Genomic DNA, 19,295 nt, shown 5'->3' on the forward strand with positions numbered 1-19,295 from the left:
GACCTGAGAGCCGGCGGGGCGCGAACCTCACCCAGCTACCGCTGGGAGGGACCCCCAGCGCCCCGCCGGCTTCTTACCGTGCCCGCAACGAGGGAAAGGCTGCACACCCATGACCCGGGTGCTGGTGGTGGAGGACGATCCCCAGCTCGTCCGCGCGCTCAAGATCAATCTCCAGGCGCGCAAATTCGAGGTCACGGAGGCCGGAGACGGCGGCTCGGCCCTCAGACTCGCGGCCGCGCAAAAACCGGACGTCATCGTCCTCGACCTCGGGCTGCCCGACATGGACGGCATAGAAGTCATCAAGGGCGTCCGTCATTGGAGCCTGGTCCCCATACTGGTGCTGTCCGCCCGCCACACCTCGGAAGACAAGATCCGGGCGCTTGACGCGGGCGCCGACGACTACGTGACGAAACCGTTCAGCATGGACGAGCTCCTCGCCAGGCTACGGGCAGCCGCCCGCAGGCAGGAGGCGCCGACGACCACCCAGCCCGACAAGGTCACCCTGATCACGACTGACGAGTTCACCGTCGACCTCGTCGCGAAGAAGGTGTACCGGGGCGAACGCACCGTGCGCCTGACGCCGACCGAATGGCACCTGCTGGAGATCCTCCTCACCCACCCCGGTCGCCTGATCACCCAGAGCCGGCTGCTGCTGGAGGTCTGGGGCCCGACCTACCGGGAGAACACCAACTACCTGCGCGTCTACATGGCCCAGTTGAGGCGCAAGCTGGAACCGGACCCCTCGCACCCGCGGTACCTGATCACCGAACCGGGCATGGGATACCGCTTCGAGCCCTGATCACCCCGATCACCACCAGAGAAGAAGAGCCAGAACATGGGACGCGGCAAGCTCCGCATCTACCTCGGCGCGGCACCCGGCGTCGGCAAGACGTACTCGATGCTCTCCGAGGCACACCGCCGGGTCGAGCGGGGCACCGACTGCGTCGTCGGCTTCGTCGAGCACCACGGCCGGCCGCGGACCGAGGTGATGCTGCACGGCCTGGAAATCATCGAGCGGCGCGAGATCGAGTACCGCGGCTCCACCTTCACCGAGATGGACGTGGACGCGATCCTCGCGCGGCGGCCCGCCGTCGCCCTGGTGGACGAACTCGCCCACACCAACGTGCCCGGCTCGCGCAACGCCAAGCGGTGGCAGGACGTCGAGGAGCTCCTCCAGGCCGGTATCGACGTCGTCTCGACCGTGAACATCCAGCACCTGGAATCGCTGGGCGACGTGGTCGAGACGATCACCGGGGTCCGCCAGCGCGAGACGGTCCCCGACGAGGTCGCGCGCCGGGCCGACCAGATCGAGCTGGTGGACATGTCCCCGCAGGCCCTGCGGCGGCGCATGGCCCACGGCAACGTCTACAAGCCCGACAAGGTCGACGCGGCCCTCTCGAACTACTTCCGGCCCGGGAACCTGACCGCGCTGCGCGAACTCGCGCTGCTGTGGGTGGCCGACCGGGTCGACGAGTACCTCCAGGAGTACCGGGGCGAGCACAACATCCGCTCGACCTGGCAGGCCCGCGAGCGGATCGTCGTCGGCCTCACCGGCGGCCCCGAGGGCCGCACCCTCATCCGCCGCGCCGCCCGCCTCGCCGAGAAGGGCGCCGGCGGCGAGGTCCTCGCCGTGTACATCGCCGCCAGCGACGGCCTGACCTCCGCCTCGCCCAAGGAACTCGCCGTCCAGCGCACCCTGGTCGAGGACCTCGGCGGCACCTTCCACCACGTCATAGGCGACGACATCTCCGACTCCCTGCTGGAGTTCGCCCGCGGCTGCAACGCCACCCAGATCGTGCTCGGCGTCAGCCGCCGCCGCTCCTGGCAGTCCGTCTTCAACCCCGGCGTCAGCGCCACCGTCGCCCGCGAGTCCGGCCCGGACCTCGACGTCCACATCGTCACCCACGACGAAGCCGCCAAGGGCCGCCGCCTGCCCGTCGCCGCCCGCGGCGCGCGGCTCGGCCGGGCCCGCATCATCTGGGGCTGGCTCACCGGCATCGCCGGCCCCGCCCTGCTCTCCGTCCTGCTGAGCCACTTCGTTCCGGAGCTCGGACTCGCGAACGACATGCTGCTCTTCCTCACCTTCACCGTGGCGGCCGCACTCCTCGGCGGGCTGCTCCCCGCCCTCGCGTCGGCGGCGTTCGGGTCCCTGCTGCTGAACTACTACTTCACCCCGCCGCTGCACGAGTTCACCATCTCGGACCCGAAGAACATCGTGGCCATCGCGATCTTCGTGGGTGTGGCGGTGTCGGTGGCATCCGTGGTCGACCTCGCGGCTCGGCGCACCCACCAGGCCGCCCGCCTGCGCGCCGAATCCGAGATCCTCTCCTTCCTCGCCGGCAGCGTCCTACGCGGCGAGGACTCCCTCGATGCCCTGCTGGAACGGCTGCGCGAGACCTTCGCCATGCAGTCGGTGGTCCTGCTGGAGCGGACCACGGAGGTTGACCCCTGGACCACGGCCGCAGCTGTTGGCACCGGCTCCGTGGCCCGGCCCGAGGACGCGGACGTCGATCTGCCCATAGGCGAGAACATGGCGCTCGCCCTCACCGGCCGGGTCCTCCCGGCCGAGGACCGCCGCGTCCTCGGCGCCTTCGCGGCCCAGGCAGCCGTCGTACTCGACCGGCAGCGCCTCGTCGACGAAGCCGGCAAAGCCCGCGAACTCGCCGAGGCCAACCGCATCCGTACCGCCCTGCTCGCCGCCGTCAGCCACGACCTGCGCACCCCGCTCGCCGGCATCAAGGCATCCGTCACCTCCCTGCGCTCCGACGACGTCGAATGGTCCGAGGACGACAAGGCCGAACTCCTCGAAGGCATCGAGGACGGCGCCGACCGGCTCGCCGCCCTCATCGGGAACCTCCTCGACATGTCCCGCCTCAACACCGGCACCGTCGTCCCCCTCATCCGTGAGACCGACCTCGACGAGGTCGTCCCCATGGCCCTGGGCGGCGTACCGGAGGACAGCGTCGAACTCGACATCCCCGAGACGCTCCCCATGGTCGCCGTCGACCGGGGCCTGCTGGAACGGGCCGTCGCCAACATCGTCGAGAACGCCGTCAAGTACAGCCCCCACGGCCGGCCCGTCAACGTCTCCGCGAGCGCCCTGGGGAGCCGCGTCGAACTCCGCGTCGTCGACCGGGGCCCCGGCGTCCCGGACGAGGCCAAGGACCGCATCTTCGAACCCTTCCAGCGCCACGGCGACGCCCCGCGCGGCGCCGGAGTCGGCCTCGGCCTCGCCGTCGCCCGCGGCTTCACCGAGGCCATCGGAGGCACCCTCACCGCCGAGGACACCCCGGGCGGCGGCCTCACCATGGTCCTCACCCTCCCCATGGCGGGCGGCACTCCCCCGGTCTCCGCGGAGTTGCCGACCTCAGCCGTAACCTGACCCCCCACCGGCGCTCCGCCCAGAAGCACGCGAGCCGTCCGGCCCCGGTATCCCCACACCGGAAAGCCGGACGGCTCATGTGTTGCGCGACGGTCGACCAGGCACGCGTTCGCCTCGCCCGAACCCCCCACGAGCCGGACTCGGCGCCGCAATCAGCGGTGTTCAGGTCACCGCCCTTCGGGGCCGCGCACCCCGGGACCGTCTTCCCGTACCGTCGCCGCACCAGTCTGACGCCCGCCCGGGGCCCGGGCCGCACTCCTTGACGGGTTCCTTCCGCCCGGAAGTCGATCTTTGATGCGCCGCTGACGGCAGACATCAGAAGGCCGTCAAGGAGCCCGGGAAGACTTGCCTCCCGATCGCCCCGTACGGTGGGATGGCGTTCATGAACAGCGGTCCACGCTACGACGATCGGCCACCGAATCAGGTGCAGCCGACGGCGCCCGCCGTCCGCCGCCCGGTCGTCTGACATCTGACGTCGGTCATCGGCCCGCGTCACTCCGCGTACGGCGCGCCGTAGTCCCGAGGGACTACGGCCGAGGCTGCGTACGCGTGCTCACCTTCAGCACCTTCACCGCATGACCTGAGCCCACGTCCCGGCCTCCCGCCGGGCCCTGGGCATGTCAGCCATGCCTTCATCCGGGAATCCCACATGACTTCTTCCCTGTCCGGACGCACCGTCCTCGTCACCGGCGCCACCTCCGGCATCGGCTACGAGACCGCCCGCCGGCTCGCCGAGCACGGCGCCGTCGTCCTCCTCCACGGCCGCACGGCCGAAGAGGCGCGGGCCGCCGCCGACCGGCTCATCGCCACGGCCGGCATCGGTGCGGCTTCCGTGCGGCCGCTCGCCGCCGACTTCACCCGCCTGGAGGAGGTGGAGAACCTGGCCCACGCTGTCGTACGCGAACACCCGCGTCTCGACGTCCTCGTCAACAACGCGGCCATCGCCGCCCCCGAGCGCCACACCCTCACCGTCGACGGCAACGAGATCGCCTTCCAGGTCAACTTCCTCGCCCACTACCTGCTCACCAACCTCCTGGAGCCGGCCCTCACCAGCGAGCCGGGCGGCCGGGTCGTCAACGTGTCGTCCTCTCTCCACCGCACCGGCGCGATCCAGTGGAGCGACCCGAACCGGGAGCGCCGCTACTCGAGGCTCGCCGCCTATGCGCAGTCCCAGCTCGCGCTGACCGTCTTCGCGTCCGACCCGCGGGTCACGGCCGTCTCCGTCCACCCCGGCATCTGCGAGACCGGTCTGCTCCCCCTCTACGCCCACGAGGGCGTGTCCGCCGCCGATGGCGCCGGACACGTCGTACACCTCTGCGACCCGGCCACCGAGATCGTCAACGGCGCCTACTACGACCGCTCCGAACGGGTCGCCCCGGCCCCCGCCGCCACCGAGGACCGCACCGTCAAGCGCCTCAACAAGCTCGCCGACCTCCTCGTCGGCCACACCGCCTGAAGGGAACCGCCACAGCCGTGTCGAAGCGTGCCCGCAAGAAGAGGTTCCGCCGCAGGAAGGGCGCCAACCACGGCCGCAAGCCCGGCCAGTAACCTTCCGCGCATATCGGTACCGGTCCGACCCCCGCGGTCCGGACCGGTGCGGCCTCGGCGTTGGTCGTCACACCCTCGCCGGCCTCGCGTCACGGGGAGCGGCCCGCTCCCCCGTCGGTCATTCTGCGGTCGCCACGGCACACCGTCTCCCCACCTTGACGCCTCTCTGACGGCGCACTGCTCCTTATTGACGCCCTACTGACAGCGGGCACAGGTGGACCCGGATCTTCCCTGGTCGGAGGCGCTGCGCGTGCACTGACAGACCTGCCCGTCCCCGACCGTCGGCCACCGCCACCGCCACCGCCACCGCCTGCCTCAGCCGGCCAGGTCGAGGCGCGCCTCCTCCAGGTCCAGGGAGCGCTGGAGCCTTCGGCGGGTGGTTTCGCCGATGTGCTGTTCGTCGTACAGCCGGTGGAGTTCCGCCGACTCCACCCGGATGAGGTCGCGGCGCAGCAGCCGGTAGACGTGGTCGGCGGATTCGGCGAGGTCGGCCTCCTCCAGGCGGTCGCGGGCGTGTTCGAGGCGGGCCTGGAGGCTGCGCCGCAGCCGGTCCGCCACCACGTCGGGGACGGCTTCGATGTCCGTCATCTCGTCCAGTCTCCGGATTCCTGCTGCGGCGAGGCTGCAGCGGGTGGAGGCCTCCTCGCGTTCGGTGTGGTCGGGTTCGAGGGCGATGCCCGAGCGGCGGACCACGCCGCCCAGGGTGAAGCCCTGGGCGACCAGGGTGAACACCACGACCGAAGTGGTCAGTACGAGAACGAGCGGGCGCTGGCCCAGCAGCCCCGTGCCGTCCGCCGCGACCGGGATGGAGAGCGCCGCGGCCAGCGGCACCACACCGCGCGTGCCCGCCCAGGTCAGTACGGCGGGGACCCGCCAGGAAGGACGTGCGCCGGCGTTGCTCTGGACGACGACCGAGAGCGGGAGCACCCACAGCAGGCGCACGGCGATCAGTGTCGCGGCGACGGCCAGCGCATACAGGGGCCAGGCCCGGTCGGCGGCCGTCAGAGCGGCTACCTGTGCCGGCAGGGTGAGTCCGATCAGGCTGAAGACGACGCTCTCCAGGACGAAGACCACCGTCCCGTTGACGGCGTGCAGCTGGAGCCGTATCCGGGCGTTGGTCAACCGGTCCGCCCGCCCCCCGATCACGACGCCCGCCACGACGACGGAGGTGACGCCCGACGCGTGCACCGCCTCGGCCAGGACGTACGCGGCGTACGGGGTCACCAGGGTGATGACGGTCTCCAGTACGGGGTCCTCGGTCCTGCGGCGGATCAGCGCCACCACTCCCGCGACCGCACCCCCGATCAGGACGCCGCCACCGGCGAGCAGAGCGAACTCGGCGCCCGCCGCCTGCCAGGAGACTCCGGCGGAGGCCGTGGCGACGACCACGGCGACCCGGAAGAGGACGAGCGAGGTGGCGTCGTTGAAAAGGCTCTCCGCCTGCACCAGCACCTGAACCCGGGGCGGCAGGGCGAGGCGCCGGCCCAGTGCCGTGACGGCCACCGGGTCCGTACTCGCGAGGACGGCGCCCAGGACCAGCGCCATCTGCCAGGACAGCGGGGTGAGCAGCGAGGCGACCGCACCGACCGCGGCCGCCGAGGCCAGCACCAGACCCACCGCGAGCACGCTCACCGGCTTCCACACCAGGCGCAGTTCCCGCCAGGGAAGTTCCTCGGCGCCGGCGTACAGCAGGGGCGGCAGGACGACGAGGCCGATGACCTCGGGGCTGACGCGGATCTCGGGAGTGCCGGGCACCAGTGCGACGACGATGCCCGCGACAACGAGCAGCGAGGGCACGGGAATTCGCCATCGGCGGGCACCCGTTGCCACCAGCGTGGCCAACACCACGAGGATCAAGACCGTACCGACGCTGCGCATTCCGCCCCCACCCGAATCGACGCGGACCATGCGGTCCCGCGACGCCGACCAGGCTTCCCGGCACACCGCCTTCACCCTATCGGCGCAATGGGCGTCAATACGCCGTCAAAGTCCCCGCCGAGCGGCATCAGGAGTGCGTAAGGGACGTTTCGTCCATGGCTTCGCTGCTGTTCGCTGGTGAGGTTGAGGACGTATCGAGGAGTCGGTTCGGTTGAGCACGGAGAATGTCGTGGGCATCGTCGTCGCGGTCTGCATCGTCGGGTATCTGGTCCTGGCGTTGTTCTTCCCCGAGAAGTTCTGACATGACGACCACGAACGAGACGATCCCGGCGACCGTGCCGGAGCAGCCCGTCGTACCGCGCGGAAGGCTCAAGGTCTTCCTCGGCGCGGCTCCCGGAGTCGGCAAGACGTTCTCGATGCTCGACGAGGCGCACCGCCGGGTGGCCCGCGGCGCGGACGTGGTGGCCGGCCTCGTGGAGTGCCACCGGCGCCGGCACACGGAGGCCAAGCTCCACGGACTCGAACGCCTGCCGCCTGCCGACCTCGAGTACCGGGGCGGCCGGTACCCGGAGTTGGACCGGGAGGCGGTGCTCTCCAGGCGGCCGCAGGTGGTTCTGATCGACGAACTCGCGCACTCCAACGTGCCCGGGGGTGAGCGGCACGCGAAGCGCTGGCAGGACGTCGAGGAGATCCTCGCGTCCGGGATCGACGTGGTCACGACCCTCAACGTCCAGCACCTGGAGTCGCTGCGCGATGTCGTCGAGAAGATCACCGGTGTGCCGCAGCGCGAGACCGTACCCGATGAGTTCGTGCGGCGCGCCCATGAGATCGAGCTGGTCGACATACCTCCCGAGGGGCTCAGGCGCCGGATGGCGCACGGCAACATCTATCCCCCTGAACGGGTCGACGCCTCCCTCGCCAACTACTTCCGTCCCGGCAATCTCATCGCGTTGCGGGAGCTGGCGCTGCTGTGGCTGGCCGGCCGCGTGGACGAGGCCCTCCACAGGTACCGCACCGAGCACGGCATCGGGACCGTCTGGGAAACCAGGGAAAGGGTCGTGGTCGCCCTCACCGGCGGCCCCGAGGGCGAGACCCTGATCCGACGCGCGGCCCGCATCGCCGGCCGGGCGGCGGGCGGCGAACTGCTCGCCGTGCACGTGGCGCGGAGCGACGGGCTCGCCGCCGGCGTCTCCCACGCGGCACTGGCCGGGCAGCGGGCGCTGGTCGAGAGCCTGGGCGGCAGCTACCACTCGGTCGTCGGGGACGAAGTGCCCACCGCACTGGTGGACTTCGCGACGGCGGAGAACGCCACCCAGCTCGTCCTCGGCACGAGCCGCCGCCGTCGGCTGGAACGTTTCCTCACTGGCCGCGGGATCGGCGAGACGGTGGTGGCCCTGTCCGAGGACATCGACGTCCACATGGTCACCCACGAGCGGGCCGGCCACGGCCGCCTCCTGCCCTCTCGGCGCCGCACGCTTCCCACCTCCCGGCTCGTCGCCGGACCCGTGGCCGCGCTGGTGCTCCCCTTACTGCTCACGTTCGCCCTCGACCGCATGCGCGGCACCCTCAACCTCACGAGCGAGGCCCTGCTGTTCCTGGTGACCGTCGTGGCCGTGGCATGCATCGGCGGAGTGGCCTCCGCCCTGCTCGCGGCGCTGACCGCGGCCCTGCTCCTGAACTACTGGTTCATGCCGCCCATCGGCGAGTTCACCATGAGCGACCCGGACAGCGTGCTGGCACTGGCGGTGTTCGCCGGTGTGGCCGCCACCGTCGCCGCCGCGGCCGACCGGTCCCTGCGGCTCTCCCGGCGTTCCGCGCGCGCCACGGCCGAGGCGGAGACCATGTCCTCCCTCGCCGGAAGCATCGTCCGCGGCGACCAGACCATTCCCGCGCTGCTGGAGCGCGCCCGGGAGACCTTCGGCATGAACACCGTCGAACTGGCCCCGCAGGCCCCCGCTGCCGACGGCTCTCCGGATCCCGCCCTGGTGGTCGCCGCCGGGCCCGGCGCCTTCCTCGTCCTGCGCGGCCGTACGCTGCCCTCCTCCGAGCGCCGGGTCCTGGCCGCGTTCGCCGCCCACGTCGGCGCGGCCGTCGAACGGGCCCGCCTGGCCGAGGCCGCCGCCGAGGTCGAGCCGATCAAGGCGGCCGACCGGCTGCGGACCGCCCTGCTCCGGGCCGTCGGCCACGACCTGCGGACACCGCTGGCGGGGGCACTGGCGGCGGTCACCTCCCTGCGCGCCTCGGACGTCGACTTCTCCGCCGAGGACCGGGCGGAGCTGCTGGGCTCCGCCGAAGCGTCCCTGAACCGGCTGAACCGCCTCGTCGAGAACCTGCTCGACCTCAGCCGCCTGCAGGCCGGCGCCCTCACCCTCGACCTGCGTGCCACCACCCTCGAGGAGGTCCTGCCGGCCGCGCTGGACTCCCTGGACCCGGTACCGGAGGGCCTGCAGGCCCTGGACGTGCAGACCCTGGAAGCCGTACCGCCGCTGCTGGCCGATCCCCCCCTGCTGGAACGCGTACTGGCCAACCTCGTCGGCAACGCGGTCCGCCACGCGCCCGCCGACCTCCCCGTGCTGGTCACCGCCAGCGCGCTGGCCGGGCGGGTCGAGATCAGGATCGCCGACCGGGGCCCCGGGATCGACGCCGACGACCGGGAGCGCATGTTCGAACCCTTCCAGCGCCTCGGCGACCGCGACAACACCGCCGGACTCGGCCTCGGGCTCGCTCTGGCCCGGGGCCTGACCGAGGCGATGGACGGCACGCTCACCCCCGAGGACACTCCGGGCGGGGGCCTGACCATGGTCCTGTCCCTGCCCGTCGCGACCGATGCACGGGCAGAACGCCTCTGATCGGGTTTCGGCTCCAAAGCCGTTACCGGGCCTTCGGGGAGACCCGGTTGAAGAGTGGGCCTCCGAGGTCGGCTCCGGTGATGGCCCCGGTGCGGTCGTGGGTGAGGAAGCCGCGCGGTCCCTGGAGGCCGGCGCCGGTGACGACGTACTGGGACCGGTCGACCGCGCCGGACGGCAGCTGGTTCCCGAACGACGCTTCACGCAGGCCACCCGCTGGGCCGGTGAGCAGCGCTCGGCGATCGGTGTCGCGTTCCTCCTGTTCACAGCCCGTCAGGCCGTCGATGCGGTCGGCAAGCTCGGAATCCTCGGGCCTCAGGGCGGCGCAGGGCGCCCGCGTTGTCGCGGGCCCGGGCGTTCACGCTGCGGTCGGCGGCGCGCGTGTCACGGGTGGCCTGGACGCGCTCCTCGCCGGTGCTGCCGGCCTTGCCGGGACGGAGCCGCAAGTAGCGGCGTTCGGCAGCCTGGCGGCCCTGCCGGGTCGGCCCAGCTGCATCGGCAACCCGAGACGTCCGATCCGGAGCGGGTCGTGACCGCCGTCGGGGCCGACCGGGTGGGATGGGTTCGCGGGTGTGGCGTCCTGGACAGGATCGACCCATGGATTCCGTGAAGACCGTCCTGACGGCCGCTGCCGCAGCGTTCCTCGCCCTCATCTCTCCGGCCGCCTCGGCCCTTGGCGCCCCCACAGCCGCGCCACGCCCCTGCGACGGCGCCCCGACCTGCTACGTCGACGTGACGGTCGCCCAGGTCTGGGTCAGCCCCGACCAGGTACGCCCCGTGGACGCCCCGGCGACCACCCGTCCCGCCGACGTCCGGGGCTGGCTGGCCGGCATGACCCTGGACGAGCGGCGCGAGGTCGCCGGGGAGACGCAGGCCCTCCACGGCATCCGGGTGACCGTCGACCGCAGCGAGTGGCACGGCGGTCTGCTCTGGGACCACGTATGGGTGCACGGCCAGCCCACCCCCAGGGACCAGGCCGGACGGGGCGCCTACCCCGGCTGGATTCCCGACCGCCAACTGACCCGGGAGCACCGGCGCCCGCCCGGCGGCACGCACGAGGAACGCGTCGCCCGCCCCACGGCCCGGGGCTTCGCCACCGCCCGGGCCGCGCTCGACGGCCGCGGATCCGGGCAGGTCGGCGAGTACTCGTACAACACCTCCTTCCCGGTGGAGGCCGGCCCGCTGCCCGGAGTGGTCACCGCCCACTCCCCCGCCGGCGGCCGGGTGTTCTTCCGGGCCGACGACCTGGCAAGGGTGCCGTCCGCGCCGAGCGGCGCGGACGTCGTCGCCGCCGCACGCGCCTTCCTGGGCCTGCCCTACCTGTGGTCGGGCACCTCCGGATTCGGCTACGACTGCTCCGGCCTCACCGGCCAGGTCTACTCCGCGCTCGGCGTGACGATCCCCCGCGACGCCCAGCCCCAGTTCGACGCCGGCGGCGGACAGGTACCCGCCGGATCGGCCGCGGGGGTGAGGATCAGCCGTACGGAGGACCTCCGCCCCGGCGACGTCGTCGCCTTCCGCCCCGCCACCGGCACCGAGGTCACCCACGTCGGCATCTACACGGGAACGCGCAACGGCGAACCCATGATGATCAACTCACCTCGGACGGGTGACCCCGTCAGGGAGGAGCCCATCGGCTCCACCGGCCGCGTCTACGTCGGCGCCACCCGCTTCCTCACCCGCTGACGCCCTTACGACAGCAGTCCGTTCGAGTTGAGATCCTGGCGGCGCCGGCGGTACCGGTGATCAGCCGGGCGCTCGGCTCGTCCGGACGAGGCGCGGGGTGGTCCGGCGCGGGCCCGGCGGCTTCTGGGGGTGTGTCGGCGGGTGGTTCCGCCCCGGGTAGGTCCGAGGTCAGTAGACGACGGACACGATCCGGGGCGGCCCAGCTGCCGCCGCCCGGCCGTCGACGTCGACGCGAACCTGCGTCCCGGCGGGGGCGTGGACGTTCCGGAGGGTGTGGGGCAGGGCCCGCATGAAGGTGTCCGGTACCACTGCGAGGAGCCGGGGGTCGGTGTCCGCCTCCTGGCCGGCCGCATGCCGGACCTGCTCGGGCCTTGCTCAGCTCCTGCAACGGGACGAGCCCTACGGGTTGCCCCGCGATTGACAGCGGGGCAACCCGTGGGAGCATTCCGTGTTCCTCTACAACCGGTGCCCGCGGTCCGAGGGTTGGTTGCCGAGGGTCATCTCGGTCAGCCGAGACGGTCGGGAAGCGGTGCCAGGGAGAAGTTCCCCCAGATGAAGTTGTCCATCTGATGCTGGTCCCCGCTGAGGTTGATCACTCGGTCGACCTGGCCGTCGGCGTTGAAGTGCCACACCAGGGCCCAGGTGGTGTCCACCTCGCCCACCCCTTCGGTGGTCCATCCGCGGTGAATGTCGACGACGTAGTCGTCGTTGCTGCCGAAGAAGATGGGGTCTGCCTGGAACCCGGCCTTGCCCAACTGGTCGAAGAAGCTCCGGACCTCGGCGACCCCTCGCTTGATGCCGGACAGCGGGTGGCGTCCGGGAATGCTCCACTCGATGTCCGGAGCCAGGACGGCGCTCATGCCATCTACGTCACCGGCAGCGTAGGCGGTGAAGAACTTCTCGACCGCCGCGACCTTTGGATCTTTAGTGCTCATCAACTTCCTCCTACCTCATGCGTGTCCGCCAGGCACCCTAATGGGCCCCTCACCCCCACGACCAGGATGTTTCGACTGGTGGGACACATCCGTCAGCCTCGCACCGCTCAAGGGACTGCCCCGACTCCGGTCCCTCGCCGTGCGCCCCGGGGCCCTCGACGACCCCGCGGAGATCGCGGGGCTCACCGGACTCGAATAACGTGCGGAATCAGGACGGCGTCACTGCTCCTGCGGCGGCTTGCCCTCCGCCGCCGACACCTCGACGAATTCGACCTGGCCCTTGCCGTTGAGGCGCAGGATCGGGACGGCCTTGTTGCGCGGATTGCCGTTGTTCTGGAAGGAGATGAAGCCGCTGGCCCCGGCCACCTGCTGGGTGCCGTCCATCTGGTGGAACATCCGGGCCACGGCGTCACCGGCGACCTGTCCCTGCCAACGGGCGGCCATCTGGATGCCGTGGGCGGCGGTGAGGACCGCGTCGTGGCCCATCAGCGCCCCGCCGTCCGCACGGGGGTCGTGCGGGAACCACTGGTCCAGCAGCCCGCCGGGCTGGAAGTTCTTCGCGGACGGCGCGGACACCGCCTGGGGCGCGGAGCGGTACATGTCGGGGTGGGAGAGGCCCGTGTACAGCACCTCGATGCCCGTCTCGGCGGCGTGGGCGAGCTGCTCGGCGCTCAGGTTGGTCGTGTCGTCCCCGGCGAACACGGTGAACTGCTGGTCGGTGCAGCTGCGGTTGGAGAGCGCGTCGAGGAAGTGGGTGAGGTGCCTGCCGCGGCCCGCGAAGTAGACGAGCTGCGGGCGCTGCTGGCACAGCTGCCCCGGGATGTAGCGCAGTTCGTTCTGCCAGGCGCTGCTGACGGAGGAGTCGTAGGTCATCCGCTCGGAGACGAGCCTGTGCTTGTCGCCTTCCTGGAAGGCCTTGGTGAAGGCCGTGCCGAGGGTCGAGGCGTAGAGGTTTCCCTCCGCCACGTCCTGGAGGACGACGGCGGTGGCGACGCCGCGCCGTTTGAGGTAGCCGGCGGCCGCGTACGCCTCGTCCTCGTTGGTGGGGGCGATCCGTACGAAGCCGTTGATGCCCTGGATGTTCGTGGCGGTCATGGTGGCGCCGACCATGGCGATGCCGTTCTCGGAGAGGCGCTGGATGGCCGCGAGGTTCTCCTTGGTGCTGGGCCCCAGGCCCGCCACCGCGACCAGCCGGTCCGGGGAGTCCTTGCGGGCGATCAGCTCGTCGACGGTGTGCTTCCACCGCACGGACCTGCTGCCCGGGTTGGCGATGAGCAAGCGGATCTTCGGGGTGGCGGCGAGGTCGCCCTGGTTGTGCCGGTACTGGGCGAGGTAGGCGCCCTGCAGTTCGTGGCGGACGCCCTCGGCCGAGTTGCTGTCCTCGGCCGTGGTGGTGAACGAGGTGAAGTAGGCGACGCTGACGTACGGTTCCTTGTCGGCGTTGGCGAGGACCCTGCGGTTCTCCTCCTCGATCTTCTTGCTGACGGCGTCGAGGTGCGGGGCGAAGGCGTAGGAGCCGTCGGTCACTCCGACACACTCGTCGTCCGGTCCCTGTTCGACGACTCCGTCCCCGCATCTCGCCTGGCGCTCCTGAAGCCAGCCGGCCCCCAGCCAGAACGCGGCGACCAGTACGACGGCGGCCACGGCGGCGAGGGCGACGCGGCGTACGACGTGCAGGGGCCATTCGAGTCTGGGCACGCGCTCAGCCCTCCCAGCCCGCGGTCTGGGGATCGCGCCAGTGACGGTACCGTTCCGCCTCGTTGAACAGGGCCACTATGTCGTTCCTCCGCAGTTGGGACAGCTGGGTGTAGCCGTCGGCCATCAGGTCGCCCAGCCGCATGGCGGGGTCGGCGAGCGGATCGCTCCACACCCAGCGGGTGGTCACCAGGGTGTGGATCACGGACTCGGTGTCCATGACGCGCCCGGGCCTGCGCTGGACGAGCCCGGCGAGGAGTTCCAACGGACCGCTGTCGGCGGGCAGGCGGTTCGGCGCGGCGGTGATCGCGTCGAGCTCGGAGATCCACTGCGCGGCCGGTACGGCGATGAAGCGCCGCGCCAGGTGGGCGGTGACCTCCTCGGTCCGCCCGCGGGCGAGCTGGTGGTACATCTCCTGCACCGGTTTGCCCTCGCCGCGGTAGTACTCGGCGAGGAGTTCGTGCACCGCGTCCCACCTGTCCGGACGCGCCGCTAGCCGCCACAGCAGCAGACGGCGCAGCCAGGGGTGGAGTACGGGGACGACGGCGACGGGCCCGTTGAGCAGCCAGCGGGAACGGATGTCGCCGAACAGGGAGTCGTCCGGGCTGAGCAGCCGGGTGGCGACGGAGAAGTCCCGGGCCGCCGCGCATTCGGCGAGCGTGGCGCGCTGGGTACCGTCGAAGTCGCGCAGGAGGTGCCCGAGGGCGGTGTCGGCGAGGGAGGCGGAGTCCTCCCCGGCGCGCAGCGGCCGGTCCGGCAGGGTGCGCAGCCAGCGGTCCTGCTGAGGGCCCGACTCCCGAGGGGGCCCGGCCTGGCGGAGCACGTCGAGTACCTGGTGGACGGCGCGCGGCAGTCCGCCGGTGAGGCGGTGCACGAAGGGGGTGAGCCTGGTCAGCGGGGCCAGATCGCTGTTCCCGCCGAGCTGGAGTTCTATCCGGATCCGCACCTCGTCCAGGTTGAGGTCGCGCAGGCGTAACGGGTACCACCACGAGTCCTCGCTGTCGCGGGTGGGCCGATGGGCGTTCCAGTCGGCCAGGGAGGCCCGGTCGGGGCCCCGCAGCTGCCAGGGCCAGGACTCGCCGGTGGCCGGGCCCCAGCGGGGCAGCCAGCGGTTGGAGCTGGCGACGACGGTCAGCGGGTCGCTCGCGTGACCGGCGACGACCGTCTCGTCGTGCCGGGCGCGCAGCAGCAGGTCGAGGAAGCGGCGGCCGTACTCGGTGTGGGAGTTGTCGAGGAGCAGCAGGTAGGAGCGGGGCATGAAGTTGCGGGCGGTGTTGCGTCTGAGGTCCTCCAGGAAGGCCGAGAAGAGGACGAGGTCGAGCCGCTCCTGCTCGTTCTCGTCGCCCTCGTGGCGCCAGAGGTTGAGCTCCACGAGCGCCTCCATGGGGTCCGCGCTGCGGGTCATGGGGTGGCGTCCGTACCAGGTGGCCCCGGCGGTGAGCCGATTGCCCGGTCTGCCGCCGAACAGTCCGGGCATGGTGCGGCGGCCCCGCCGCAGGGCGTCCTGGAAGAGGGCGTGCGCGGCGGTGGAGGCGCCTTCGGGCATGCCGACCGCACCCATGGCCACTTCGAAGAAGGCGGCCAGGTAGTCGCCGTGCCGGGCCTCGTTCTCCTCCTGGAACCGGTCGAGCTGCCGTCGCACCACGCGCCGGCCGTCGGGAAGGCTGCGCATGCGCAGCTCCTGGTCGGAGGCGAGCAGGCCGAGGCTGAGCAGCGGGAAGTGGGAACGGCCGTAGCGGGGCAGTTTGCGTTCGAGCTGGCGGGCCAGGAGTCCGAGGGCGTAACGCGGCAGCAGGGACTGGGCCCCGCCGAAGTTGACGAAGGCGAAGGGGTAGTCGGGCCCGAAGCGCTCCATGAGGGCGCTGTGCGCCTCGCTGGCTCCGCTGCCCGCGGGGCCGAGGAGTACGGTCAGGGGCCGCTCGGCCGCCGGGTCCTCCTTCAGGCACGCGTCGACCAGCGACAGTATGCCGCTGCGGCCTCGCAGGCCCATGCCCGTACCCGGCTCCATCACGCGTGATCCCCCCCGGGACGACGTTTCCGAGAAGTAGAGACTGCCATCCGGAGCCGCAGTCAGACAGGGGTTTCGGCCATTGGAATCGTTCCGCTCCGCGGCGCCCGCCGGTCTCGAACCACCAGCGGGCCGTGCCGTAGGCCTGAGCGTGGGGAGCGCTGTGCCGTTGTTCCACCAGAGAGTGGGACTTCATACCGTGGCCGGATGTGCGGCCTGTGTCTCCGAACGGGCTGGGCCGGCGGGGTTCCGCCACCTGGGGCTGGCTCCGAGTGCCGCCGCGACCAGGGCGTGGATGGTGACCAGGCACAGTGCGGCGCGGTACGCGGTCTGCTGGAGGGGGACGAGCCACAGGTGGCGCAGGCTTTCGTTGTCCGTGCGCAGGGCGTAGGCGGCGAGGGCGGCCGAAACTCATGACGTACTCGAGGTGCTGCCACAGGGGCAGCAGACCAGTGCGGTTGGCGACCTTGGTGTTCCCCGCCACGGCGCCGACCGCGGGGTCGACCATGGCGGCGGCCAGGTGTGCCACCGCCCCCGGGGCGATGACGGTGTCCGCGTCGACCATGAGGATCACGTCGTGGGCGGCGTGGGCGACGCCGGTGTTCAGAGCGGCGGGCTTGCCCTGGTTGGGCTGGGTCACGACCCGAACCCTGGGGTCCGCCACGGTGAGGGCTGCGGCCGTGGTGCCGTCGGTGGAGCCGTCGTCGACCACGACGACGTCGATGTCCTGACAGCCGCCGTGCAGCAGGGCGCGTACGCAGGAGGCGATGGTCGCCTGCTCGTTGTGGGCGGGGATCACGGCCGAGACGCGCAGCAGGGGCAGGGGCACGGCCTGGGGGCAGCTGCGCCTCCGGTGTGCGGCCGCGGCTGCGGCGAGCAGGAGCAGGCGAGCGGCGGTGAGCAGCGCGACCGCGTACAGCAACCCCGCGGCGGCGGGGGGGGCACGGCGACGGCTGCCTGGATCAGGCCGATCAGGGCGGTGCCGTACCAGCGGTCGAACGTGGGGGCCGGGGTGGTCTGGGACGGTAGTCCGACGGCCTCGCTCAGGGTGGTGAAGCGGTATCCGCGTGCCTTGAGGGTGTCGATGAGCGGGCCCAGGGCGGCCACGGTCCGGGAGCGGTCGCCGCCGCCGTCGTGCAGGAGGACAACGGCTCCGCGGCCGTCCTGCGGGGTGGCGCCGTCGACGATGTCCTGGGGGGTGTGTGCCTCCCAGTCGAGTCCGTCCCGGGTGGACAGAACGGTCAGGTATCCGAGCGCGCCGGCGCGCAGGGCCGCGTGCCAGTCGCGGTTGCCGACCGCGTCGGGCATGGACGAGTACGGCGGTCGCAGGAGGATCGTGTTCTCCCCGGTGGCTCCCGCCAGGACGGCGCGGCTGGCCGCGAGTTCCAGGCGCGTCTGCCACACGGGCGCGGTGGCCAGGTCGGCGTGGGTGAAGGTGTGCAGGCCCACCTCGTGTCCGGCTGCCGTCTGTGCCCGGACGAGCTCGGGGTGCCCGGCCACATGCCGGCCGACGACGAAGAACGTCGCCGGCACCTGCTTTTCGTGCAGTACCCGAAGGATCTGCGGAGTCCAGGCGGGGTCGGGCCCGTCGTCGAAGGTGAGTGCCACCGTGCCCGGGCGCACGCCCAGGCTGATCGGGAGGCCGCTCCGCGTGTCGAGGACGGGCCCACCATCGGATACGGAATGTAAGGAGATCTGGCCCTGGGAACCCTTAAGCCACGGCGCGTTCGACGCGCGCTGCTCACCAGCGTGGCCCCGGCCACGTTCTTCGGGAGCACCGGCTGCGTAGACCGTGCCCACCGGCACCAGAGGTCCGGAGAGGCCGCCGTCGCACTCATACTGCATCTCAATGCACGCGTCGGCTGAATCGCCAGCAGGCAGCCCGCTTCGGGTGGACTCCTGACCCGCCGGCAGGTGCCGGCACAGGCTGGGGATGCGTGGGGTGTCAGCTGGACATCGTTGCCTCCCCGTATATGCATCCCGAATCCCAGCAGGCCCTCTCCACGGTCATCCCGGGCTGGCCTTCGTCCACGAGGCTGGCAGTTCTGGTGGTCCGGAGCGGCCGCCGACCCTGAGCCGGCCCGCTTTCCCAGTCAGGAGGACGCCTCCTCCCATCCGCCCTGCGCCGAGAACTCGCTGCCTGTGTCCGGTCATGTAGCCCTGCTGCGGGCGGCCGGCCTTGCCCACATCGGCACCGAACTGGTCGGCTGGTCGAGCAGGGGACACGTCCCCACGGGGGATGGCCTTGTCGCTGACGGAAAATCACCCCTTACCGATGTCCGGGTGATGGGGCATGCTCGGTGAGGTTGCCGGGGAACCCACACCTGTGATCCCTGCAGCCCATGTCCCTTTCGGTATGCGACTCTCAAGGATTGATTTTGGGCACACGGTCCAGCACACGTCCGGCCGACGCCTCCGGCACATTCGCCTTGGGCGGCGACCTGCCGGTGAACCGTCTCGGATACGGCGCCATGCAACTGACCGGTCCAGGTGTCTGGGGCGAACCCCGCGATCCGGACGAGGCCGTCCGGGTCCTGCGCCGAGCGGTCGAGCTGGGCGTCACCTTCATCGACACGGCTGACGCCTACGGCCCGTTCGTAAACGAGCAGCTGATCCGCAAGGCTCTGCACCCCTACACCGACGACCTGGTCATCGCCACCAAGGGCGGCGTGACGCGTCCGGGTCCGGACGACTGGCGCCCCAACGGCCGGCCCGAGTATCTGCGTCAACGGGTGGAGCTGAGCCTGCGACACCTCGGTCTCGAACGCATCGATCTGTACCAGCTGCACCGTATCGACCCCGACGTCCCACTGGCCGAGCAGCTCGGCGCGTTGGCCCAGCTGCAGCAGGAGGGCAAGCTCCGTCACCTCGGACTGTCCGAGGTGACGGTCGAGGAGCTCAAGGAGGCCCGCACGCACGCTGACATCGTCTCCGTGCAGAACCTTTACAACCTCGCGAACCGGTCGGCTGAAGACGTGCTCACGTATGCCGAGGCCGAGAACATCGCCTTCATCCCTTGGTTCCCGATCGCCACAGGCGAACTCGCCCGCCCCGGCAGCCCGCTGGACGCCGCGTCCCGGCTGCACAACGCGAGCCCCGCACAGCTCGCCCTTGCCTGGCTGCTGCGCCGCTCCCCGGTGATGCTCCCGATTCCGGGCACGTCCAGTGCCGTCCATCTGGAGGAGAACGTCAACGCCGCACGGGTGCGGCTCGACGACGAGCAGTTCGGGGCGCTCACCGCCGCCGCCTGAACTCGCGAGGGCAGAAGGAGACGTTCGGCCAGTTCGAGGCCGATCACCCCGACGGACGCCGGGCCG

The 19,295-nt window shown here is 71.4% G+C and carries 13 protein-coding genes and 2 pseudogenes; 8 read left to right on the top strand and 7 right to left on the bottom strand.

Annotated elements, in window-relative coordinates:
• Window positions 1–109: 109 nt before the first annotated feature.
• From ACQKM2_RS06985 to ACQKM2_RS07000, 4 genes are all read left to right on the top strand, one after another.
• Window positions 110–799: a response regulator gene (locus tag ACQKM2_RS06985; protein ID WP_427707264.1), complete on the top strand. Its 690-nt coding sequence runs from the start codon at window positions 110–112 to the stop codon at window positions 797–799.
• A 36-nt stretch (window positions 800–835) separates the two neighbouring features.
• A complete protein-coding gene (locus ACQKM2_RS06990) occupies window positions 836–3,382 on the top strand; it encodes an ATP-binding protein (RefSeq protein WP_427707265.1) in 2,547 nt (848 codons plus the stop codon).
• A gap of 649 nt (window positions 3,383–4,031) precedes the next feature.
• Window positions 4,032–4,838, top strand: coding sequence for an SDR family NAD(P)-dependent oxidoreductase (locus ACQKM2_RS06995; RefSeq protein WP_427707266.1), 807 nt, complete (start codon window positions 4,032–4,034; stop codon window positions 4,836–4,838).
• A gap of 17 nt (window positions 4,839–4,855) precedes the next feature.
• Window positions 4,856–4,930 carry a 50S ribosomal protein bL37 gene (locus tag ACQKM2_RS07000; protein WP_427707389.1) on the top strand — a complete coding sequence of 25 codons (75 nt, stop codon included), beginning with the start codon at window positions 4,856–4,858 and terminating at the stop codon, window positions 4,928–4,930.
• Window positions 4,931–5,245: 315 nt separating this feature from the next.
• On the opposite strand, the gene ACQKM2_RS07005 is transcribed toward ACQKM2_RS07000, so the two are convergent.
• Window positions 5,246–6,808, bottom strand: coding sequence for a Na+/H+ antiporter (locus ACQKM2_RS07005; protein WP_427707267.1), 1,563 nt, complete (start codon window positions 6,806–6,808; stop codon window positions 5,246–5,248).
• 211 nt (window positions 6,809–7,019) lie between these two features.
• Between ACQKM2_RS07005 and kdpF the strand changes: the two genes are divergently transcribed.
• Window positions 7,020–7,109 carry a K(+)-transporting ATPase subunit F gene (gene kdpF, locus ACQKM2_RS07010; RefSeq protein ID WP_427707268.1) on the top strand — a complete coding sequence of 30 codons (90 nt, stop codon included), beginning with the start codon at window positions 7,020–7,022 and terminating at the stop codon, window positions 7,107–7,109.
• Window position 7,110: 1 nt separating this feature from the next.
• A complete protein-coding gene (locus ACQKM2_RS07015; RefSeq protein ID WP_427707269.1) occupies window positions 7,111–9,657 on the top strand; it encodes an ATP-binding protein in 2,547 nt (848 codons plus the stop codon).
• Between the two features lie 317 nt (window positions 9,658–9,974).
• Here the strand turns inward: ACQKM2_RS07015 and ACQKM2_RS07020 are convergent.
• Window positions 9,975–10,154, bottom strand: a pseudogene (locus ACQKM2_RS07020) (HSP18 transcriptional regulator); the annotation flags it as partial.
• Between the two features lie 97 nt (window positions 10,155–10,251).
• Between ACQKM2_RS07020 and ACQKM2_RS07025 the strand changes: the two are divergent.
• On the top strand, window positions 10,252–11,340 hold the full coding sequence (locus ACQKM2_RS07025; RefSeq protein ID WP_427707270.1) for a C40 family peptidase: 1,089 nt from the start codon (window positions 10,252–10,254) through the stop codon (window positions 11,338–11,340).
• A 506-nt stretch (window positions 11,341–11,846) separates the two neighbouring features.
• Here ACQKM2_RS07025 and ACQKM2_RS07030 read toward each other — a convergent pair.
• The 5 genes and pseudogenes from ACQKM2_RS07030 to ACQKM2_RS07050 all read right to left on the bottom strand — a co-directional run bounded on the left by ACQKM2_RS07030 (window position 11,847) and on the right by ACQKM2_RS07050 (window position 17,601).
• On the bottom strand, window positions 11,847–12,275 hold the full coding sequence (locus ACQKM2_RS07030; RefSeq protein ID WP_427707271.1) for a nuclear transport factor 2 family protein: 429 nt from the start codon (window positions 12,273–12,275) through the stop codon (window positions 11,847–11,849).
• A gap of 219 nt (window positions 12,276–12,494) precedes the next feature.
• A complete protein-coding gene (locus tag ACQKM2_RS07035; protein WP_427707272.1) occupies window positions 12,495–13,973 on the bottom strand; it encodes a branched-chain amino acid ABC transporter substrate-binding protein in 1,479 nt (492 codons plus the stop codon).
• 4 nt (window positions 13,974–13,977) lie between these two features.
• Window positions 13,978–15,978 (bottom strand): hypothetical protein, encoded by a 2,001-nt coding sequence (locus tag ACQKM2_RS07040; RefSeq protein WP_427707274.1) that lies wholly within the window; start codon window positions 15,976–15,978, stop codon window positions 13,978–13,980.
• 418 nt (window positions 15,979–16,396) lie between these two features.
• Window positions 16,397–16,807, bottom strand: a pseudogene (locus ACQKM2_RS07045) (glycosyltransferase family 2 protein); the annotation flags it as partial.
• The gene (locus ACQKM2_RS07050) at window positions 16,774–17,601 is read right to left on the bottom strand and encodes a polysaccharide deacetylase family protein (RefSeq protein WP_427707275.1); all 828 of its coding nucleotides are present in this window, start codon (window positions 17,599–17,601) and stop codon (window positions 16,774–16,776) included. The pseudogene ACQKM2_RS07045 and the gene ACQKM2_RS07050, both read right to left, overlap by 34 nt.
• 719 nt (window positions 17,602–18,320) lie before the next feature.
• Here ACQKM2_RS07050 and ACQKM2_RS07055 point away from each other — a divergent pair.
• Entirely contained in the window at window positions 18,321–19,229 is a 909-nt protein-coding gene (locus ACQKM2_RS07055) for an aldo/keto reductase (protein WP_427707276.1), read from the top strand.
• The last annotated feature ends 66 nt before the right edge of the window (window positions 19,230–19,295 follow it).

Source organism: Streptomyces sp. NPDC004126 (assembly GCF_050275515.1).
Lineage (GTDB): Bacteria > Actinomycetota > Actinomycetes > Streptomycetales > Streptomycetaceae > Streptomyces.